At 72.4% G+C, this 20,088-nt stretch carries 22 protein-coding genes; 5 read left to right on the top strand and 17 right to left on the bottom strand.

Features of this window, described 5'->3' with window-relative positions:
- Positions 1–18 precede the first annotated feature (18 nt).
- The 10 genes from ACFY3L_RS26700 to ACFY3L_RS26655 all read right to left on the bottom strand — a co-directional run bounded on the left by ACFY3L_RS26700 (position 19) and on the right by ACFY3L_RS26655 (position 9,207).
- Positions 19–1,392, bottom strand: a complete 1,374-nt coding sequence (locus tag ACFY3L_RS26700) for an NAD(P)/FAD-dependent oxidoreductase (protein ID WP_389329407.1) — start codon at positions 1,390–1,392, stop codon at positions 19–21.
- 791 nt (positions 1,393–2,183) lie between these two features.
- On the bottom strand, positions 2,184–2,756 hold the full coding sequence (locus ACFY3L_RS26695) for a hypothetical protein (protein WP_389329404.1): 573 nt from the start codon (positions 2,754–2,756) through the stop codon (positions 2,184–2,186).
- Complete coding sequence (locus ACFY3L_RS26690; protein ID WP_389329401.1) at positions 2,753–4,102, bottom strand: DUF58 domain-containing protein; 1,350 nt, start codon at positions 4,100–4,102, stop codon at positions 2,753–2,755. Before ACFY3L_RS26690 ends, ACFY3L_RS26695 begins: the two co-directional genes overlap by 4 nt.
- A complete protein-coding gene (locus tag ACFY3L_RS26685) occupies positions 4,095–5,084 on the bottom strand; it encodes an AAA family ATPase (protein WP_389329398.1) in 990 nt (329 codons plus the stop codon). The genes ACFY3L_RS26690 and ACFY3L_RS26685 overlap by 8 nt, the downstream gene beginning before the upstream one ends.
- Positions 5,081–5,749, bottom strand: coding sequence for a hypothetical protein (locus ACFY3L_RS26680; protein ID WP_389329395.1), 669 nt, complete (start codon positions 5,747–5,749; stop codon positions 5,081–5,083). Before ACFY3L_RS26680 ends, ACFY3L_RS26685 begins: the two co-directional genes overlap by 4 nt.
- A complete protein-coding gene (locus tag ACFY3L_RS26675; protein WP_389329392.1) occupies positions 5,739–6,455 on the bottom strand; it encodes a DUF4129 domain-containing protein in 717 nt (238 codons plus the stop codon). Before ACFY3L_RS26675 ends, ACFY3L_RS26680 begins: the two co-directional genes overlap by 11 nt.
- Before the next feature lie 19 nt (positions 6,456–6,474).
- Positions 6,475–7,176 (bottom strand): uracil-DNA glycosylase, encoded by a 702-nt coding sequence (locus ACFY3L_RS26670; RefSeq protein ID WP_389329389.1) that lies wholly within the window; start codon positions 7,174–7,176, stop codon positions 6,475–6,477.
- Between the two features lie 9 nt (positions 7,177–7,185).
- On the bottom strand, positions 7,186–8,160 hold the full coding sequence (locus tag ACFY3L_RS26665) for an HAAS signaling domain-containing protein (RefSeq protein WP_389329386.1): 975 nt from the start codon (positions 8,158–8,160) through the stop codon (positions 7,186–7,188).
- Positions 8,157–8,480: a PadR family transcriptional regulator gene (locus ACFY3L_RS26660; RefSeq protein WP_354776443.1), complete on the bottom strand. Its 324-nt coding sequence runs from the start codon at positions 8,478–8,480 to the stop codon at positions 8,157–8,159. The genes ACFY3L_RS26665 and ACFY3L_RS26660 overlap by 4 nt, the downstream gene beginning before the upstream one ends.
- A 100-nt stretch (positions 8,481–8,580) precedes the next feature.
- Positions 8,581–9,207 (bottom strand): hypothetical protein, encoded by a 627-nt coding sequence (locus ACFY3L_RS26655; protein WP_389329383.1) that lies wholly within the window; start codon positions 9,205–9,207, stop codon positions 8,581–8,583.
- A gap of 128 nt (positions 9,208–9,335) precedes the next feature.
- Here ACFY3L_RS26655 and ACFY3L_RS26650 point away from each other — a divergent pair, with 128 nt between their 5' ends.
- Positions 9,336–9,758, top strand: coding sequence for a hypothetical protein (locus ACFY3L_RS26650; protein ID WP_344501734.1), 423 nt, complete (start codon positions 9,336–9,338; stop codon positions 9,756–9,758).
- A 10-nt stretch (positions 9,759–9,768) separates the two neighbouring features.
- Here ACFY3L_RS26650 and ACFY3L_RS26645 read toward each other — a convergent pair whose 3' ends face one another.
- Complete coding sequence (locus tag ACFY3L_RS26645) at positions 9,769–10,692, bottom strand: exopolyphosphatase (protein ID WP_389329380.1); 924 nt, start codon at positions 10,690–10,692, stop codon at positions 9,769–9,771.
- A 9-nt stretch (positions 10,693–10,701) separates the two neighbouring features.
- Positions 10,702–11,199 carry an amino-acid N-acetyltransferase gene (locus ACFY3L_RS26640; RefSeq protein WP_389329377.1) on the bottom strand — a complete coding sequence of 166 codons (498 nt, stop codon included), beginning with the start codon at positions 11,197–11,199 and terminating at the stop codon, positions 10,702–10,704.
- Between the two features lie 33 nt (positions 11,200–11,232).
- On the opposite strand from ACFY3L_RS26640, the gene ACFY3L_RS26635 reads away from it, so the two are divergent.
- From ACFY3L_RS26635 to ACFY3L_RS26620, 4 genes are all read left to right on the top strand, one after another.
- Positions 11,233–11,703: a cellulose binding domain-containing protein gene (locus ACFY3L_RS26635; RefSeq protein ID WP_389329374.1), complete on the top strand. Its 471-nt coding sequence runs from the start codon at positions 11,233–11,235 to the stop codon at positions 11,701–11,703.
- A gap of 43 nt (positions 11,704–11,746) precedes the next feature.
- The gene (locus tag ACFY3L_RS26630) at positions 11,747–12,490 is read left to right on the top strand and encodes a hypothetical protein (protein WP_389329371.1); all 744 of its coding nucleotides are present in this window, start codon (positions 11,747–11,749) and stop codon (positions 12,488–12,490) included.
- Between the two features lie 67 nt (positions 12,491–12,557).
- On the top strand, positions 12,558–13,499 hold the full coding sequence (locus ACFY3L_RS26625) for a phosphotransferase (protein WP_389329368.1): 942 nt from the start codon (positions 12,558–12,560) through the stop codon (positions 13,497–13,499).
- A gap of 198 nt (positions 13,500–13,697) precedes the next feature.
- Positions 13,698–13,865 carry a hypothetical protein gene (locus ACFY3L_RS26620; protein WP_389329365.1) on the top strand — a complete coding sequence of 56 codons (168 nt, stop codon included), beginning with the start codon at positions 13,698–13,700 and terminating at the stop codon, positions 13,863–13,865.
- Positions 13,866–14,437: 572 nt separating this feature from the next.
- Here the strand turns inward: ACFY3L_RS26620 and ACFY3L_RS26615 are convergent.
- The 5 genes from ACFY3L_RS26615 to ACFY3L_RS26595 form a co-directional block, all read right to left on the bottom strand.
- On the bottom strand, positions 14,438–15,046 hold the full coding sequence (locus ACFY3L_RS26615; protein WP_389329363.1) for a DUF501 domain-containing protein: 609 nt from the start codon (positions 15,044–15,046) through the stop codon (positions 14,438–14,440).
- Between the two features lie 2 nt (positions 15,047–15,048).
- The gene (locus tag ACFY3L_RS26610) at positions 15,049–15,582 is read right to left on the bottom strand and encodes a septum formation initiator family protein (protein ID WP_389329360.1); all 534 of its coding nucleotides are present in this window, start codon (positions 15,580–15,582) and stop codon (positions 15,049–15,051) included.
- Positions 15,583–15,688: 106 nt separating this feature from the next.
- Positions 15,689–16,966: a phosphopyruvate hydratase gene (gene eno / locus ACFY3L_RS26605; protein WP_389329357.1), complete on the bottom strand. Its 1,278-nt coding sequence runs from the start codon at positions 16,964–16,966 to the stop codon at positions 15,689–15,691.
- Between the two features lie 86 nt (positions 16,967–17,052).
- A complete protein-coding gene (locus ACFY3L_RS26600; protein WP_389329354.1) occupies positions 17,053–18,666 on the bottom strand; it encodes a DUF885 domain-containing protein in 1,614 nt (537 codons plus the stop codon).
- A 23-nt stretch (positions 18,667–18,689) separates the two neighbouring features.
- Positions 18,690–20,057, bottom strand: coding sequence for a PLP-dependent aminotransferase family protein (locus ACFY3L_RS26595; RefSeq protein ID WP_389329351.1), 1,368 nt, complete (start codon positions 20,055–20,057; stop codon positions 18,690–18,692).
- Between the last annotated feature and the right edge of the window lie 31 nt (positions 20,058–20,088).

Raw genomic sequence — 20,088 nt, 5'->3', positions numbered from 1 at the left:
TAGGCGGCCTTCACCGACTTATGCGGCCTTTGCCGACTTTCCCGGCTTTTCCGCCTTTGCCGGGTGCAGCGGGATCGGCGGCGCCACGGTCAGGAACGGCTCGCGCGGATCGTGCAGCGACCCGAGCGCGACGACCTCGCGGCGCAGCACGAGCTGCAGCGTCCAGTCGACCAGGACCCGGATCTTGCGGTTGAGCGTGGGGATCCTGCTCAGGTGGTACGTCCGGTGCATGAACCACGCCGGCAGCCCGCGGACCTTGACCCCGTAGACGTGCGCGACACCCTTGTAGAGGCCGAGCCCGGCGACCGAGCCGACGTGCTTGTGCTTGTACTCCACCGGCCGGCGCCCACGCACCACGGCGGCGATGTTGTCGGCGAGCTGCGCCGCCTGGCGGACCGCGTGCTGCGCGCTCGGCGAGCACAGCGCGCCGGGCACCTCCGACGTGAGGTCCGGCACCGCGGCGCAGTCACCGGCGCTCCAGGCCCCGTCGACGACGTTCTGGTCCGCGTCCACGACCTGCAGCGTCGGCAGGCAGGTGATCGCCCCGCGCTGGGTCCGCGGCAGGTCCGTGTCCTCCAGCATCGGGTGCGGCTTGACGCCCGCCGTCCACACGATCGTGTCCGCCGGGAACTCGTCGCCGTCGGACAGCTTCACGATCCCGTCGACGCACGACTCGAGCCGCGTGCCGAGCCGGATGTCGATCGCGCGGCGGGTGAGCTGCACCACCGTGTAGGCGCCCATCTCCGGCCCGACCTCGGGCAGGATCCGCTGGGCCGCCTCGACCAGCACGAACCGCACGTCTTCCTGTGGGATCTCCGGGTAGTAGCGCAGCGCGCCCCGGACCATGTCCTCCATCTCGGCGAGGGCCTCGATGCCCGCGTACCCGCCGCCGACGAAGACGAACGTCAGCGCCCGGCGCCGGGTCGCCGGGTCGTCGGTGGTCGCGGCGACGTCGAGCCGGTCCAGCACGCTGTTGCGCAGGAAGATGGCCTCACCGATCGTCTTGAAGCCGACCGCGTGCTCGCGCAGCCCTGGGATCGGCAGCGTCCGCGACACCGACCCCGGCGCGACGACGATGTGGTCGTACGGCACCTCGCGAGCCGGGCCCACGATCGGCTGGACGATGGCCACCTTCCGGGCGTGCTCGATCCGGGTGACCTCGCCGGAGAGCACATGGCAGCGCTTCAGCTCGCGCCGCAGCGGCACGACCGAGTGCCGCGGTGAGATGTTGCCGGCCGCCGACTCCGGCAGGAACGGCTGGTAGGTCATGTGCGGCTGCGGGTCGACAACCGTCACCTCGGCCTCGTGCCGGCGCAGCTTCTTGGACAGACGAAGAGCGGCGTAGAGCCCGACGTGCCCCGCGCCGACGATCAGGATTCGCTTAGCAGCCACACCAGCAACGCTAGCCGCGAACACCTCTCATCTTCAGTCAGGCCACAGACATGTAACGACCATTACGCAAGCTGTAACCGCAGTCACTGTAATTCCCCCCACCGCTGCCGCGGCGGGGCCCGGCGGGGATTCTCACCCGCACCCCAATGCGCCGCTCCGCGACGCACTGCCCGCGCTGAGACGCGTGGCAGGAAAGCGGCGCATGCGCGCCGCATCCGCTGGTCGCCGCCCATCCAGGACTGTCCACAGCTGCCTTTGATCGGCAATCGAGACATCCCGCTCGCCGCCACGAAACCGTGACGCCCGCCACTCCAGGAATCGGATCGCCCAACTCATTTGCCGCTTCATCGTAGCGACCGGGTACGACAATTCCCGCCACGCCGCAGGACCATCAAACAATGCTCCTGTACATCACCAATGCAGCGGGTTCTCCAAATGCTGTCGTCGAACAACCTTGGCCCGCCCCGCCACCGCGCTCCGTGTTGAGCGCGCCGAGAAGGTCGACGATCTCCGAGCCGCGGCACTGGCGTCCGCAGTGACGATCGGTTGTTCGGCGGGTGGGGTGCCATGGATCGAGGGCACGCACCTCGGGCAGGCCGGCCAGGACAGCGGGCGAGCACCGGATGCGGCGCGTACGCGTCGCTTTGCCTGCCTCGCGCCTCGGCGCGGGCAGTGCGCCGCGGAGCGGCGCATTGGGGTGCGGGTGAGAATCCCCGCTGGGACCCGCCGCGAAGCGGTGGGGCGGAAACACAGCATCCCCGCCGGGACCCGCCGCGACAGCGGTGGGGTTGTTACTGAGCTTTGCGGGTGATGAGCCAGGCGAGGGCGGCGGCGGCGAGGACGCCGATCAGGGAGGCGGCCAGGAAGACGGGGCCGATGACGGCCTTCACCACGGCGAGGAGCATGACGCTGACGATCGCGCTGGCGCTGACGATGGCGGCGGCGCGGAGCAGCCAGCCGACGATGATGCCCGGGGAGACGATGGCGTCGTAAGGGAGGGCGGCGGCGAGGGCGGCCAGGGAGTGGGTGAGGTAGAGGAGGGTCGCTAGGCCGATGAGGCGCGGGATGGTGATGGTCTGGCCGTACTCGTAGGTGTTCAGGAGCCAGCCGAACACGCACAGCAGGATGGCCAGCCCGACCAGCCGCGTGCGGGGGAAGACGGCGGGCAGCGCGGCCAGTACCGCGGCCGCCAACAGGGCGAGAGGGCGCAGGATCACCTCGGCCGGGAACGCGACCAGGGCCGCGACCAGGGTGAGCAGGAAGACCGTGAAGCGGACGAGGAGGGGGCCGGCGGCGGCGCGCTCGAGCATGTCCTTGAGGCGGCCGAGGCGGGTGAGCAGGGCGTCCTGCAGCTCCTCGATCATTTGGTGACCGTCCGGGAGAGGGCGACGCGGGCCACGCCGCGCAGGACCTCGTCGAGGCTGCCGGCGCCGCCCCAGGGGACGACGGGGACGCCGTGCTCGCGGAGCTGGCCGATGACGCTGTCGCGTTCGAGGAGCCAGAGGCGGTGGGCGACCGCGCCCCACGGGCCGGTGCCGCGCAGGGCGGCGGAGGGCTCGGTGAGGGTGTCGACGGCGACGACGAAGCGGCCGGCGCGGGCCAGGTTGGCCAGCATCGCGGCGGAGCGGGGGTCCAGGAGCGGGGTGAGGACCATGACCAGCGCGTTGTGCTGCACCATGTGCGGGCCGAAGACCGACGGCGGCGGCTCGTCGGCGACCTGCGCGGGCGCGATGTCGAGCAGCCACTCGAGGGTCGTCATGTAGTGCCTGCGGCCGCTGGCGGGGCGCAGCTGGCGGATCTGGCCGCCGTACTGCAGCAGCGCCACCCGGTCGCCGCGGCGCAGGTAGTGCTCGGCGATGCCGGCGGCGGCGCGGACGGTGGTGTCCAGGACGGACGCGCGGCCGTTGATGCCGCCGGAGCGGCCGGCCTCGTGCAGCGCGTCGAGCAGGACGACGACCTCGGCGTCGCGGTCTGAGAGGGTACTGACGACGTGCAGCTCACGCGTGCGCAGGGAGACACGCCAGTCGATGCGGCGCAGCCGGTCGCCGGAGCCGAAGCGGCGGACGCCGGCGAGCTCGCCGCCTTCGCCGGGGCGGCGGGAGCGGTGGCCGCCGACGTGGCCGGCGGCGCGGGGCATTGCCTCGGCGGCGTCGAAGTGCTCGATCGCCGGGTACGCCTTGACCGGTAGCGCGGGTGCCTGCACGGCGCGGCTGATGAGCAGGCCGTCGGCGGCGAAGCCGTGCGCGTCGACGGGGCCGAGCGGGTGGCGGCCCCAGCGCAGCACCTGGCCATGCAGGTCGACGGAGGCGATCGTGCCGGGGTCGACGCCGACCGCGTACGGGCGGTCGCTGTGCTCCAGGCGGATCCAGCGGGGCACAGTGATGCGGACCACGACGAGGTCGAAGCCGCCCGGGTTGGGGTTGCCGACGCCCACGCTCACGTCGAGGTCGGCGCCCTCGACGACGAACGGCTCGGCGGCGGTGACTTCGAGCGTCGGCGCGCGGCCGGGCCGGCGCAGCAGCGACAGGGCGGTGCCGAGGGCGAACGGCGTGGCGAGCACGACCAGGTCGAAGCGGCCGACGAGGACGGCGACGAAGACGAGCACGCAGGCGACGAGGATCGCCCGGCCGAGGGCGCGGGTCGGTTCGAAGGCGCGCGCGTGCGACCGCGCGCCGGCGACCGGGCGCGGTGAGGGGCGCCGCTCAGCCACGCCTTCCGCCGTACGTGGGCAGCGCGCCGCTGGCGGGTGCCGGGGTCTGCGCGAGCACCTCGCCCACGACGGCCCGGGGGTCGATGCGCTTGAGCCACATCTCCGGCAGGAGCGTGATGCGGTGGGCGAGGGCGGGCACGGCGACGGCCTTGACGTCTTCGGGGATGACGTAGTCGCGGCCGCTGAGCGCGGCGGCGGCCCGGGCGAGCAGCAGCAGCGCGAGCGAGCCACGGGGCGAGGCGCCGACGAGCACCTGCGGGTGGGAGCGGGTCGCCGCGGTGAGGGTGACGATGTACCGCCCGATCGAGTCCTCGACGCTGACGTCCTCGAGCGCGCCCTGCATGGCGAGGAGGGTCTCGGAGTCGACGACCGGCTCGATGATCGCGTCCTCCTGCCGGCGGGACATCCGGCGGCGCAGGACCTCCCACTCCTCGTCGGCCTCCGGGTATCCGAACGACACCCGCAGCAGGAAGCGGTCCAGCTGCGCCTCGGGCAGCGGGTAGGTGCCCTCGTACTCGATCGGGTTGGCGGTGGCGAGGACGTGGAACGGCGGGTCCAGCCGGTACGTGGCGCCCTCGACCGACACCTGCCGCTCCTGCATCGCCTCCAGCAGCGCCGACTGCGTCTTCGGCGGGGTGCGGTTGATCTCGTCGGCGAGCAGCAGGTTCGTGAAGACCGGGCCGGCGCGGAAGGTGAACTCGTGCGAGCGCTGGTCGTAGAGGAACGAGCCGGTGACGTCGGCGGGCAGCAGGTCGGGGGTGAACTGCAGCCGGCGGAAGCCGATGCCGAGCGTCTGCGCGAACGAACGCGCGGTCAGCGTCTTCGCGAGGCCCGGCAGGTCCTCCAGCAGCACGTGCCCGCCGGCGAGGATCCCGGCCAGCACCAGCTCCAGGGAGTCGCGCTTGCCGACGACCACCGTGCCGACCTGGTCGAGGACCACCTTGGCGATCCGGCCAACCTCGGCCGGTGCGAGCGTCTTCATAGCCCCTCCACCTTCGCGACGATCGATGCTACGTCCCCTGGGCTCGGCACGCGCGACGGCGGCTGGTGCAGCAGCGTCCACAGCTCCTCCCCCAGCAGTGCCCTGGCCTGTCTCGGCGACCCCGCCAGGGTGATCCCGTGCCGCTGCCGCAGCCTGGCGTCGACCAGGTCGGCGATGCGGGGCACGACGAGCGCGGCGAAGCGTTTCGCGTCGCGCTCGCCCCAGACGAGGCGGTCCTCCCACCGGCCGACGGCGAGGCGCAGGCCGTCGAGGACCGGGACGCCGTCGAGGACCTCGCCGGTGCGCCGCGTCCTGGCCAGGGCCTTCTTCTTGGCCAGGGTCGGCGGGCGGACCGGGGTGAGGCCCCGGCCGGTGACGGTGACCGGCAGCTCGTCGGCGCGGACCTGCCGCAGCGCCTCCTGGATGATGCCGACCGCCAGGATCCCGAGGAAGGCGAGCGGGTAGGAGACGGTCAGGCCCACCACGTACAGCAGCCCCCAGCCGACGGTGGTGAGCGCGAACGCGATGAACAGCCGGCGGATCCACCAGCGGGTGTCGTACGGCCGGGACGGGCGGCGCACCGGCCGCGGGTCGGCGGCGACGGCGGTGCGGCCGGCGTCGAAGAGCTCCTCGAGGCTGACCATCTCGTCGGGGTTACGCGCCACGGACGGCACCTCCCTGCAGCGCCAGCTCCGTGCGCAGCTGCCGCAGCGCCTCGATCGCGCCCTGGCGGGACCGCTCGTCGACGGGGCGGGTCGCGTACCGGGCCTCGCGGTAGACGAGGGCGAGCCCCTCCAGGGTCGGCCGGCTGACCTGGTGCCCGGCGAGGAGCCTGGTGACCAGATCGGTGGGGCTGTCACCGATCTCGCGGGGGGTGCCGGCGGCCGCGGCGGCCCGCTCCAGGCGGACCCAGCAGGCGATGACCGCGCGGCGCGGGTCGGTGTCGGTGTCGGAGAGCTCGACGATGCCGGCGTCGACCGCGGCGATCACCTCGGCGCCGCCGTCGGTCATCGGGGTCGGCTGCTTCGGCTCGACGAAGAGCCGGGCCTTGCGCTTCGGGCCGGCGTTGCGCAGCAGCGACCAGGCGAGCCAGCCGACGAGCACCACGACGACGAGCAGGCACAGGGTGCCGGCGGTGTACGTCACCCAGTCGGGGAGCGTGAACGGGGCGTCCTGCGGCGCGGCGGAGGTCAGCGGCCGGCCCGAGGCCATGACCTCCGGCGTCGGGGAGGCCGCGGGTGGTGTCCCGCCGAGCTCCGGCAAGGGCACCTTGCTGATCTCGGGCGACGAGGTGGACGCGGCGACAGCGGCGATGCCGAGGACGGCGACGACGGCGAGCACCGGCAACCAGCGGTTGAAGGTGCGGTCCATGACATCCCGTCGGTCAGCGTCATCCGATCCCGGCGAGTGCCTTCGCGCGGGTGAAAACCTCGTCCAGCATTCCTGGCGTGAGCCTGCCGGTAAAGGTGTTCTGCTGGCTCACGTGGTAACAACCGAGCAACGCGGGGGCGCCGTCGGCCTGCCACAGGGTGCCGTGGCCGAACGGTACCTTTCGCGCCGGTGCTACACCGTAGACGGCGCGCAGCGCGGGCCAGAAGGCGGCCCAGGCGAATCCGCCGAGCGCCACCACGACCCGCAGGGTCGGGCGGATGAGGGCGAGCTCGCGGTGCAGGTAGGGCGCGCAGGTGTCGCGCTCCGCGGGGGTCGGTTTGTTGTCCGGCGGGGCGCACCGCACCGCGGAGAAGATCCTGGTGCTCTCCAGTGTCAGGCCGTCGTCGCGGGCGACGCTGGTGGGCTGGTTGGCGAGGCCGGCCCGGTGCATGGCGGCGAACAGCACGTCACCGGACCGGTCGCCGGTGAAGATGCGACCGGTCCGGTTCCCCCCGTGTGCGGCGGGTGCCAGGCCGAGGATGGCGAGTGTGGCGTCGTGGGCGCCGAAGCCGGGGACAGGGCGGCCCCAGTACTCCTGGTCCTGGAACGCGGCCCGTTTCGTCGCCGCGACCTTCTCCCGCCAGGCGACCAGCCGGGGGCACAGCCGGCAGCCGGAGATTTCGGCGTCGAGGAGGTCGAGGTCGTCGAGGTCGTCGGGCACGCCTCAAAACTAGCGGGACGGGCTCGGGCTGAGTGACGCCGACGGGGACGCTGACGGAATCGCTGACGGCGGCACGGACGCGGCAGGAGACGCGGACGGCGACACGGCGGGAGCCGCGGATGGCGACTCCGACGGCGACACGGGCAGCGACGGCGTCGCGGACTCGTCGGGGCGGGGCGTGCCGAGACACAGCGGGTAGCTCACCGGCTTCGACTCGTCGCCGGTCGTGCAGCGCCAGTAGTCGCCGACCTGGATCGGCTGGCCGTTCTGGTCGTACAGGGTGATGTGCTGCAGCGAGCGGCCCTGCTCGTCGACCGGGAAGACGTTGGTCACGCTTTCGAAGCGACCGCTGCTGGCCTGGTAGTAGTCCTGGCTGCTGCCATACCCCTGCAGCAGGTTCGGCGCGTTCGCGATCACGAACAGCACGCCGACGGCGGCGACGGCGGTCCCGGCGAAGCGGATCCAGCGGGGCGCCCGGGGCACGCCGGTCGCGCCGATGCGGATCGACACGACGATCGCGACGGCCAGCAGCAGCCAGCCGATCGGGTCGTCGAAGCGGTCGGCGGGCACCACGTCCATGGCGAAGATCAGCACCACGATCCCCACCGCGCGGGCGATCCACCAGGCCGGGCGCAGCAGCCGCAGGAACTCCGTCGCCCGCGGGTAGCCGATGACCCGGCCGGCGCGCCGGTCAAGCTCCGGCAGGGCCGCGACGAACCGCTCGTAGTAGACGACGAGCGGCGCCCGGCCGGCGGTGTCGCCCGTGGCGGCGTCGAGGCCGGCGGCGGCGCGCAGCTCGGCGGCGTAGGTCGCCGGCGGGCCGAGGCGGTCGACGAGCGGGCCGCCCTGCTCCTCGAGCACCTCGGCGAAGTGCGCCGGCAGGTCCTCGAGAAGCTCGTCGCGGGTCTCGGCGGGCAGGTCGGCGAGGGCCGCGGCCACCCGCTCGTAGTAGTAGTCGATCTCGATCGTGGCTGCCTCGGTCACGACGTCTCCCCGATCAACTGGTCCATGGTCGTGGCGAAGCCCCGCCACACCTTGCCCGAGGCGCTGAGCTGGGTCCGGCCGGCGGCGTTCAGCGCGTAGTACTTGCGGTGCGGCCCCGACTCGCTGGGGACCACGTAGGTGGTGAGCATCCCGGCCTGGAAGAGCCGGCGCAGGGTGCCATACACGGAGGCGTCGCCGACCTCGTCGAGCCCGGCCGACCGCAGGCGGCGCAGGATGTCGTAGCCATACCCGTCCTCGTCCCGGAGGACGGCGAGCACGGCCAGGTCGAGGACCCCTTTGAGCAGCTGGGTGGTGTCCACGTGAAGCACAGTAGTACGCAATGCACAGTACTATCAAGTGCGTAAACCAACGGGCGGCCCGCGTGTCACGCGGGCCGCCCGTCAGGAAGTGTGTCCGGAGCTACTTGGCGGGACCGAGGCAGAGCGCCTGTCCCTTGGCCGGGTCGGTGCCCTGCCAGAGCACGGACTCCGCGCCCTTCTCGATGTACGCGTCGCAGACGGTGGTCTTCGCCTTCAGCGCGTCAGCCTTGGCCACCTTGTCGACGATGCCGACGACCTTGTACCGCGCCTTGGAGTCGGTGCACTTGACGATGTTGAGGTCGACCTCTTTGGTGTTCGTGCCGGTGATCTCGTCACCCGCGAGGCAGTCGCCGACCTTGGCGTTCGTCGAGCCGTCCTTGGCGAAGTACCAGATCGCGCCGCCGCACCCGACGCACAGCACGGCGAGGACCGCGACGATGATCAGGATGACCTTGCCCGCCTTGCCCTTGGGCGGCGGGGGCGGCGGGGCGCCGAAGGGCGGGCCGGGCGGCGCACCGAACGGAGGCTGGTCGCCGTACTGCGGGACGCCACCGTACTGCGGCTGCTCCCCGTACTGCGGGGCGCCGAACTGGGGCTGCTGCCCGTACTGCGGCTGCTGGCCGTACTGCGGTGGCTGCTGCCCGTACTGCGGTGGCTGCTGCCCGTATGGATCACCGCCACCGGGAGGCGGCGGATAGCCGCCGGGCGGCGGGTACTGATCAGACATGTGCTTCCTTCCGGATTTGCCGCAAATATCACCCTAACGTGCCCTTAGGGCCCGGGGGTGACGGCCCACGATAACCGCAGGCGCGGGACGCATACAGTCAAGTGCGCGCACGTATTACGGTGTGCGCCGTGACCGATCTGTTGAAACGCCTCGCCTCGGCGCCCGGTGTCTACCGCGGGCGCGGCGACGGGCTGGAGTCCGGGCCATTCGTCGCCCGCATCAAGGTGACGTCGGTGGTGCGCGGCAACGCGATCACCCTCGATTACGAGGCGGTCAGCGACAGCAAGGGCCTGCAACACGTTGAGCACACCATCCTCACGGCGAGTGAGGCCGGGCGGCTCGAACTCCACGTCACATGCCTGGAACTGCCCGGTGTGACCCGGTTTGTGGAGCACGAGCCCGGGGTGTTCAACGCGTACGAGGGGCCCATGCCCGCGAAGATCATCATGACGATGCCGGCCGAGGGCGTCCTGACCTACGGCTGGTGGTGGTCCCGCGACGACGCCGACCCCCGCGAGCAGTCCCGCGCCGAGGTGCGCCGCACCGGCTGAGCCGGGCCGGTCAGTACTGACGGGAACACGACATCGCCACGCCGTCCAGAATGTCGGATTCGGAGGCGATGACGGCGTCCGCGCCGGAGCGCTCCAGGATGATGCGCAGGATCAGCGCGCCGGCACCGATCACGTCGGCGCGCCCCGGGTGCATGACGGCGTTGGCGAGCCGCTGCTCCGGCGTGGCGGCGAGCAGGTCCGCGGTCACCTTCGCCACGTCGGCGGTGGAGACCCGGGCCCGGTGGATGCGCTCCGCCACGTACTCGGTCAGCCCCAGCGCCAGCGCGGTCACGGTGGTCACCGACCCGGCCAGCCCGACGAACGTGCGGGCCCGGCCGGCGTCGACCGCCGCGAGGGCCCGGTCGACCGCGCCGGTGATGTCCTTCTCCGCCGCCGCGACCTGCGCCGCCGTCGGCGGGTGGTCGTGCAGGTGGCGCTCGGTGAGCCGGACGCAGCCGATGTCGACGCTGATCGCGGCGTCGACGCCGTCGGCGGAGCCCACCACGAACTCGGTCGAGCCGCCGCCGATGTCGAAGACCAGGAACGGCGCCTCGGCCCGCAGCCCCTGGACCGCGCCGGCGAACGTGAGGCGGGCCTCCTCGTCGCCGCTGACGACCTCCGGGGCGAAGCCGAGGGTGGCGGTGACCATGGCCCGGAAGTCGTCGGCGTTGGACGCGTCCCGGCTCGCGCTGGTGGCGACCATCCGCGCGTGATCCACCCCGGCGGCGGCGATCTCGGCGGCGTAGTGAACCAGGGCGACGCGGGTGCGCTCGATCGCCGCCTCCGCCAGCCGCCCCGTCCGGTCGACGCCCTCTCCCAGCCGCACGATGCGCATCTGCCGGGTGACGTCGACGAGGGACCCGTCGGGCTGGAGGTCGGCGATCAGCAGGCGGACGGAGTTCGTTCCACAGTCGATGGCCGCGACGCGAGTCATGCGATCAAGCTACAGATGCAGCAGCATCCGGTGGTTGCCGAGGGTGTTGGGCTTGACCCGCTCCAGGTCGAGGAACTCCGCGACACCCTCGTCGTACGAGCGCAGCAGCTCCTCGTAGACCTGGTGGGTGACCGGGGTGCCGTCGATCGGCACGAAGCCGAACGACCCGAAGAACCGCGTCTCGAAGGTGAGCACGAAGACCCGCCGGACGCCGATCTCGCGGGCCGCGGTGAGCAGCTCCGCCACGATCCTGTGCCCGATCTTGTGCCCGCGCATCGTCGGGTCGACCGCGACGGTGCGCACCTCGGCCAGGTCCTCCCACATGACGTGGAGCGCGCCACAGCCGACGATCACCCCGCCGCGCTCGGCGACCCAGAACTCCTGCACGGCCTCGTAGAGCGCCACCATCGGCTTCGACAGCAGCCGCCGGTCCGCCACGTACATGGCGACCAGCCGCCGGATGCCCCGCACGTCTCCGGTCCGGGCCCGCCGGACGGTTACCTCCATGACGGCCAGGGTAGTGGCGCGCGGATGTGGCATATGACACGTGAGCGCGTGCTTGTCGTCACCGCCGCGGTGGCGATCGTGGCCGCGGGCACCATGACCGTCCTGTACCTGACGCAGGATCCCGCCCCGAGGGTGGTGACCGTGGAGCGGACGCAGCTCGTGACGCCGAGCGCCTCCGCCGACAAGCCTGTCGCGAAGGGCGGTGTGAAGGCCGGCTACGCGGTGCGCAGCAAGTGGAAGGACGGCTTCAACGCCGAGGTGACGGTCACCAACATCGGCAGCCAGCCGCTGCAGGGCTGGGTCGTGCAGCTGCAGCTGCCGCCGCATGTGAACCCGACGTCCACCTGGGGCGCCGCGGCCGAGCACAAGGCCGACCGGCTGACGCTGCGCTCCCAGTCGTGGAACACGTACCTGGAGCCGGGCGGGTCGATCCGGATGGGGTTCGAGGCGAAGGGCGTCGCGGCCGATCCGGTCAGCTGCACCGTCAACGGGTCGCCCTGCTGACAGATCGTTGAAAGACGCGGTGACGGCCCCCACATTGGGCGGCATGCATCGACCCTGCGCCCGAATCCTGACCGTCGTGCTCGCCACCGCCCTCGGCGCCGGCACGCTCGGCTGCGGTCTCATAAACCAGGTCAAGCAGACCGTCGACAACGTCTCCGCGATCACCGACCTCGCCGACCGGATGGGCAAGTCCGCGAGTCTGACCTTCACCGCCGAGTACAAGACCGACGACGGCACCCCGACGACCGTGGTGCAGCAGCCGCCGAAGGCCGCGTACATCGGCAAGGACGGGCGCTTCATTCTCACCGAGGACGCGCTGCTGGCCTGCACCGCCAAGAGCGGCCAGAAGGTCGTCTGCCAGAAGAGCGCCGTGCAGGGCGGCCAGCTGTCCTCCACCGACCAGGCCGCCTACCTCTCCGCCGTCGCGGGCGGTGGCTTCATCAACACGGAGATGGCGCTCGGCCTGATGACGGCAGCCGCGCTGGTACCGGGTGTCAAGATCGCCGAGAGCACCGCGACCATCGCCGGTCAGAAGAGCGACTGCCTCGACGTCACCGGCATCCCACAGGACGCCAACGCGGGCCCGAACGGCGTCACGGCGAAGGAGTTCCACGTCTGCGTCGCCGAGAGCGGCCTGCTCACCCGGTTCAAGGGCGTGGGCACCGACGACAAGGCGATCGGCGTCGAGCTCAGTAAGTACAGCGACAAGGTCGACGCGCAGGCGTTCGTCGCCCCGAAGGGCGCCCAGATCGTCGAGGGCACCGCTCCGCCGGTCGCTGGTAAGTAACCGTTCCTGTCCTACTCTGTAGTCGTCGGGCGGCGAAGGCGCCGGGGCTGCCGTAACGTGCAGAACCGTGCTGACGCCGCCCGCTGGTCTTCCCGAAGACGCGCTCAAGGAGGCCCTTCTCCGCGAATGGGGCCTTTCCGTCGCGTCGCTGGGCTACCGGGCGGTCGGCTTCGGCAGCCACCACTGGGAGGTCGCCGACGACGAGGGCAACCGCTGGTTCGTCACCGTCGACCAGGACACCGACGTCCCCCGCCTCACCGCGTCGCTGAGCGTCGCCGTCGACCTGCACGCCACCGGCCGCACCTTCGCCGTCGCCCCCGTGCCGACCCGCCGCGGCGAGCCGCTGTTCCTGCTGGGGAGCTTCGCCGTCACGCTGTACCCGTTCGTCGACGGGCAGAGCTTCGACTGGAACGCCTTCCGCGGCCCCGAGCACCGCCAGGCCACCCTCGACATGATCATCCAGCTGCACACCGCGCCCGCGATCGTGCACCGCCACGCGCGCGTCGACGACTTCGCCGTCCCCGGCCGCACCGAGATCGAGGCGGCGCTGAAGGCCCCCGGCCCCGACTGCGGCCCCTACGCCCGCCTGGCCGCGGAGCTCCTCGCCGGCCACCGGGAGGCGCTCGCCGGCCTGCTCGCCCGCTACGACGAGCTGGTCCTGGACAGCCACGGCGAGCCGGTCCGCGCGGTCCTCACCCACGGCGAGCCCCACTCGGGCAACACGATGCTCACCCCGACCGGCTGGCGCCTCATCGACTGGGACACCGTCCTGATCTCCCCGCCCGAGCGCGACCTGTGGCTCATCGAGCCCGGCGACGGCTCGATCTTCTCGGCCTACGCGGCGGCCACCGGCGTCCTGCCCCGGCCCTCGACCATCATGCTGTACCAGCTGCGGTGGGCCCTGACCGACATCGCCGTCGAGGTGCGCCGCTTCCGCCGCCCCCACACCGGCACCGCCGACGACCTCGAAGGCTGGGAGATCCTCCGCTCCGTCGTCACCCGCATCTGAACGGCTGTAATTCCCCCCACCGCTGCCGCGGCGGGGCCCGGCGGGGATTCTCACCCGCACCCCAATGCGCCGCTCCGCGGCGCACTGCCCGCGTTGAGGCGCGTGGCAGGGCAAGCGGCGCGCACGCCGCATCCGGTGGCCGGCCGCCGTCGTGGCCGGGGTCAGCGTCTGCTGTGAGTCCGGGTGCCGTGAGTCCGGGTGGCCGAGGTGGCCGGAATGGCCGAGGTGGCCGGAATGGCCGAGGTGGCCGGAATGGCCGAGGTGGCCGGAATGGCCGAGGTGGCCGAGGTGGTGATCGAAGTCGCGTGGTGGCTGTTCGGGCGGCCATTTCACGACTTGGATCTTCGGACGGTCCACCGACCGTAGACGGGCGTCCCGTGGCCGCGGCGGTTGCCTGACTTGTGCGGCAGGCGGGTCTGGCATACCGCGATCCGGAACAGGTTGATCGTCAGCGCTGCCGGCATCGCACAGAACATGACCGGCTTCACCGCGGCCGGCCGGGGCCGCGTGACCGGATGGCCGGGATGGCCGAGGTGGTGATCGAAGTCGCGTGGTGGCCATTCGGGCGGCCATTTCACGACTTGGATCTTCGGACGGTCCACCGACCGTAGACGGGCGTCCCGTGGCCGCGGCGGTTGCCTGACTTGTGCGGCAGGCGGGTCTGGCATACCGCGATCCGGAACAGGTTGATCGTCAGCGATGCCGGAATCGCACAGAACATGACCGGCTTCACCGCGGCCGGTGGCCGCGCGACCGGTGGCCGGGGTCAGGTGGCCAGCCACCGTCGCGGCCGGGGTCAGCGTCCGCCGGGTGGCCGGGGTAGCCAGGCGGCCAGGGTGGTGATCGAAGTCGCGTGGTGGCTGTTCGGGCAGCCGCTTCGCGACTTGGATCTTCGGGCAGTTTGCGGCGGTGGACGGGCGTCCCGGGGCGCGGCGGGGTCAGGCGGGTGGGGGGACGCACGGGCCGGCGGCCCACCACTCGGCCGCGAGGGCGAGGGTCTCGTCGCCGAACGGATTGACGCCCGGGCCGACCGCGAGGGCGTGGCCCAGGTGGACGTGCAGGCACTTCACGCGGGTCGGCATGCCGCCGGCCGAGACGCCGGCGATCTCGTCGACGTGGCCGACCTGTTCGCGGCGGCGGAGGTAGTCCTCGTGGGCCGCTTCGTACGCCTTGCGCAGCTCTGGGTCCTCGGCGAGGCGGGCGCCCATCTCGCGCATCAGGCCGGACGACTCCAGGCGGCTGCACTCGTGCACGGCGCGCGGGCAGGTCAGGTAGAACAAGGTCGGGAACGGGGTGCCGTCGGGCAGCCTGGGTGTCGTCTCGACCACGTCGGGCAGGCCGCAGGGGCAGCGGTGGGCGACCGCCCGGGTGCCGCGCGGGGTGCGGCCGAGCTGCGCGGCCACCACCGCGAGATCCTCGTCGGTGGCCGGCTCGAACTCCGTCCCGGAAGCGCCCGCCGACCCAGCAGCCGGCTCAGCAGCCGCCTCAGCGGGCGCAGGCGAAGGGGCCGCCGACCCGGGGGCCGCCGGCTCGAATTCCGTTGTCATCCTCAGTCCGCCGCCTCGACGCTCGACCACAGTTTGCCGTACCAGGGCCGGGCGGACTTCTCCGCACCGGGGATCGCGGCCGGGTCGGTCTGCTGGCCGCGCGCCGGGTCGATCACGACGATCGTCTTCTCGCCCGGCAGCACCATGTTCAGCCGCTGGCGGGCCTGGCTGATCACGTACTCGTCGTCATTCCACTTCGCCGCCCGCTCCTTCATCTCGTCGATCTTGACGGTCTGCCGCTCCTGGCTCTGCTCCAGGGCGGCGATCTCCGCCTGCTGGGCGAGGTAGACCCGGACGGGGTAGGCGTAGGCGAGCAGGAGGACGCTCAGGAGGAGGCCGAGGACCACGGCGCGGCTGGTGAAGCGCTTGGGCTGCGGCGCCCGGGTGCGCATCGCGGCGCCGCCGGACGACACGGACCTGCGGGCCACGGTCGGCCTGGCCGGTGCCCGGCCCGCGCCGGCCCGCCCGGCAGCGCCCCGAGGACCCGAGGCCCTGGTGGGCGCGCCGCGCCCGCCCGGCCTGGTGCGCTGCTGCATGCCTCCCCCTTGCTCGCCGCCGCAGTCCTGCCCTGGTCACTGCCCGGAAGCGACGTGGCACACACCCGCGGCCCTCATCGAAGAGGGCCGCGGACGTGAAACCGGACTAACGGTACCGCGGGAACGCGCCCCGACCGGCGTAGCGCGCCGCGTCGTCGAGCTCGTCCTCGATGCGCAGGAGCTGGTTGTACTTGGCGACCCGCTCGGACCGGGCCGGGGCACCGGTCTTGATCTGGCCGCTGCCGACCGCGACCGCGAGGTCGGCGATCGTGGTGTCCTCGGTCTCGCCGGAGCGGTGGCTCATCATCGTGCGGAAGCCGGCGCGGTGCGCCAGTTCGACGGCGTCGAGCGTCTCGGTGAGCGAGCCGATCTGGTTGACCTTGACGAGCACCGCGTTGGCGGTGGCGGTGGCGATGCCACGGGCGATGCGCTGCGGGTTGGTGACGAAGAGGTCGTCGCCGACGATCTGGATGCGGCCGCCGAGCGCGTCGGTCATCGCCTTCCAGCCGTCCCAGTCCTCCTCCGACAGCGGGTCCTCGATGGACACGATCGGGTAGGCGTCGACGAGCTGGGTGTAGTACGCGATCATCTCGTCGGAGGACTTGCCGCCACCCTCGAAGGCGTACGCGCCGTCCTTGTAGAACTCGGTGGCGGCCACGTCGAGGGCGAGGACGATGTCGCTGCCGAGCGAGAAGCCGGCCTTCTCGACGGCCTCGGCGATCAGGTCGAGCGCGGCGGCGTTGGTCGGCAGGTTGGGCGCGAAGCCACCCTCGTCGCCGAGGCCGGTCGACAGGCCCTTCTTCTTCAGGACCGACTTGAGCGAGTGGTAGACCTCGGCACCGGTGCGCAGCGCCTCGCGGAAGGTCGGCGCGCCGATCGGGGCGATCATGAACTCCTGGACGTCGACGTTGGAGTCGGCGTGGGAGCCACCGTTGAGGATGTTGAGCATCGGCACCGGCAGCAGGTGCGCGTTGGGGCCGCCGAGGTACTTGAACAGGCTGAGGCCGGCCGAGTCGGCGGCGGCCTTGGCGACCGCGAGGGACACGCCCAGGATCGCGTTGGCGCCGAGGTTGGACTTCTCCGGTGTGCCGTCGAGGTCCAGCATGGCCTGGTCGACGAGGCGCTGCTCGGTGGCGTCGAAGCCGCGGACGGCCTCGGCGATGCGCTCGTTCACGTTCTCGACGGCCTTCTCGACGCCCTTGCCGAGGTAGCGCTTCGAGTCGCCGTCGCGCAGCTCGTTGGCCTCGAAGGCGCCGGTCGAGGCACCGGACGGGACGGCCGCGCGGGCCAGGGTGCCGTCGTCGAGGACGACCTCGACCTCGACGGTCGGGTTGCCCCGCGAGTCGAGGATCTCCCGCGCGCCGATTGCTTCAATCGTGGCCACTGTCACTCCTTGCAGACAAAGATTGGTCGGCCGCCACGGTGCGGCACCCTGAGCCTATCGGTTGCACCGATCCCGCAATCCCGGACCTAGAGGTCCAGCAGGGTTCGCAGGTGACGGGGCGGGGGTGAGCCGTGGGCGAGCATCCGGTCGTGCCAGTCGCGCAGCGTGACGTTCACCGGTCGTTCACCGGCGATCTCGCGGACCTCGGTGTAGCCCACGAAGTACGTCGACAGCTGCGTCGAGGAGAGCAGCGCCCGGCGCCACTTCCCGGCCGCCTCACCCTCCTCCTGGAAGCCGGGGCCCATCATGAGCGCCATCGCCTCCTGCTCGGTCATCCCGTCGCAGTGGATCCGCTGGTCGATGATGGCGTTGATGCTCATCCGCAGCTGCATCTTGAGCTGCTGCAGCCGCACCGGCAGACCACCGAACCCGCGCTCGGCCAGCAACTGCTCGGCGTACACCGCCCAACCCTCGACGAACGGCCCGCTCCAGCCGATCGCCCGGGCCCGCGTGCGCCCCCGGAACCGCCGGGCGTGCGCGAGCTGCAGGAAGTGACCGGGGGTCGCCTCGTGGACCGTGAGGTCGCGCAGCATGTGGCTGTTGTACTCGCGGTAGAACGACGCGACCCGCTCCGCGCTCCAGTCCGACGGGGTGGGCGAGATGCAGTAGAACGTCGGCAGCGCCGCGGACTCCAGCAGGCCGGGCGGGTCGCAGTAGGCGACGGCGAAACCCCGCGCGAACTCGGGCATCTCCATGATGACCAGCGGGTCGTCGATGAGGGTGACGAGGTCGTGCTCCCGGACGAACGCGGTGGCCTCCTCCAGGGCGACCTTCGCCAGGTCCACGATCGTGTCGTTGTCGGGCGCGTCGGCGGCGGCCTGCGCGAACGCGGCGCGGACCGTCTCGTCGGACTCCGGGCCGCCGGTCAGCTCGGCGGCCGCGGCCCGCAGCTGGGCGGTCACCTCCGCGAGGTTGGCCTCGGCGCGCCGCAGGACGGTCGCGGCGCCGAGCTCGGTGTCCAGGGTGTGCCACAGCCGGGCCTCCCACAGCCGCCGGCCGAGCCGCGGGTCCCGGTCGGCGGTGTCGACCCGCTCGCGCAGCCAGGCGGCGAACCCGTCGAGCTCGGCCGCGGCCCGCTCCTGCAGCGGGCGCACGACGTCCGCCAGGCCCGGCGCCTCCTTCAGCAGTTCGCCGAGTTCATCCCGTACGAGCCGCGCGGTGCCCTGGAACTGCCCTGCCGCGGTCTCCACGTGGACCCGTGGCATGTCGGTGAGCGTGTCCCGGGCGGTGGCGAGCGCGTCGGGGATCGCCGACAGCCGGGCGGCGATCGAGACCAGGCGCTCCTCCGCCGGTGCGAACGGCCGGGAGATCAGCGCGTTGAGCAGCGTCGCCGGGTTGTGGGCGAGCGGGTTCCACTCGTGCTCGCGGATCTCGGTCCGCTCGAACAGCATCCGCTCGACCCGCGCCAGGAGCACCGCGTGGTCGACCTGCTCCTGCGGGTCCAGCAGGTCGAGGTCGACCTGGGTCAGCGCGGCGGAGGCGTCGCGGAGCATGTCGACGTCGCCGGCGACCGCCTCCGCGGACAGGTCCGGCAGCCGGTCGTCGAAGCGGTGGTCGCCGGCCGACGCCGCGAGCCGGGGGTCGGACTCCAGCAGCGCGTCGGCGATGTGCTCGGCCAGTGGCACGAAGTCATGCGGCATGGCTCGAACCTATCCGAGAAAAGCTATACGAGACCGGCAAGGGTCCTGACCGCTCTGGCGAGCTCGTGCGGGGTGTGCGCGGCGTACCCGAGGACGAGCCCCGGTGGCCCCTTGCGGACCCGCAGCGACGACAGGGCGAGGGGTCCCAGCCCGCACTCGGCGGCCCGCTGCGACACGGCCCGGTCGTCGGTGCCCGGCGGCAGCTCCACGACCAGGTGCAGCCCGGCGGCGATCCCGCCGATGCGGGCCCGCGGCAGGTGCCGGCGCAGCGCGGCGACCACCGCGTCGCGGCGCTCCCGGTGCAGCCGCCGGGCCCGGCGCAGGTGCCGGTCGTAGCCGCCGCCGGCGAGGAACTCGGCGAACGCGAGCTGCTGCAGCACCGGCCCGCCGTTGTCGGCGTCCGCCTTCGCCGCGCGCAGCGTCTCGAGGAGCGCCGGCGGCGGCGCGAGCCAGCCCAGCCGCAGCCCCGGCGCGAGGACCTTGCTCACCGAGCCGACCAGCGCGACCCGGTCCGGTGCGAGCCCTTGCAGGCAGGCGACGGGCTCGCGGTCGTAGCGGTGCTCGGCGTCGTAGTCGTCCTCGACGATCAGCCCGTCGACCCGGCGCGCCCAGGCGATCAGGTCGGTGCGCCGCTGCGGGGCGAGCACCACGCCGGTCGGGAACTGGTGCGCGGGGGTGACGACGACCGCCGTGCACCTGCTGCGCGCGAGCGCCCGGACGTCGAGGCCGTCGTCGTCGACCGGCACCGGCACCACGTCCAGCCCGAGCCGCCGCAGGTGCTCCCGCAGCGCCGAGGGGCCCGGGTCCTCCAGCGCGATCCGCCGCACGTCCCGGGCCAGGAGCGCCTTCGCCAGCAGGGCCAGGCCCTGGGTCACGCCGGCGGTCACGATCAGCCCTTCCGGCGGCACCAGCGAGGCCCTGACCCGCCCGAGGTAGCCGGACAGCTCCTGGCGCAGCCGGGGCGCGCCGGTCGCTTCGCCGTAGTCGAAGTCGGCGTCCAGTGCGCTGGTCAGGGCCGTCTCGTACGCCCGCCGCCACGCCGTGCGCGGGAACATCCCCAGGTCGGGCACGCCCGGCCGCAGCGGCGCGACCGCGACGGGCCGGTCCGGCGGGTCGCTGTGCCGGTGCTGCACCGGTGTGGCGACGGCGGCGACGACCGTCCCGGACCCCCGCCGCGTCAGCAGCCGCCCTTCGGCCGTGAGCTGCTCGTACGCCCCGACGACAAGGCCTCGCGAGACACCGAGGTCGGCGGCGAGGTCCCTGGTCGACGGCAGCCGCGTCCCGGGCGCCAGCCGCCCCCGGGTGATGGCCTCGCGCAGCGCGCCGACGAGCTGGTCACCGACCCGCGGCCGAGTGCGGTCAAGCTCGACCAACGCCTCCCAGACCGACAAAGTGGACCTCCAAACGCGGCGCTCGGTGGCA

This window comes from Dactylosporangium sp. NPDC000521 (genome assembly GCF_042898305.1).
Lineage (GTDB): Bacteria > Actinomycetota > Actinomycetes > Mycobacteriales > Micromonosporaceae > Dactylosporangium.
The sequence above is the reverse complement of the archived record's forward strand: the minus strand, read 5'-3'. Positions and strand labels throughout refer to the sequence as shown.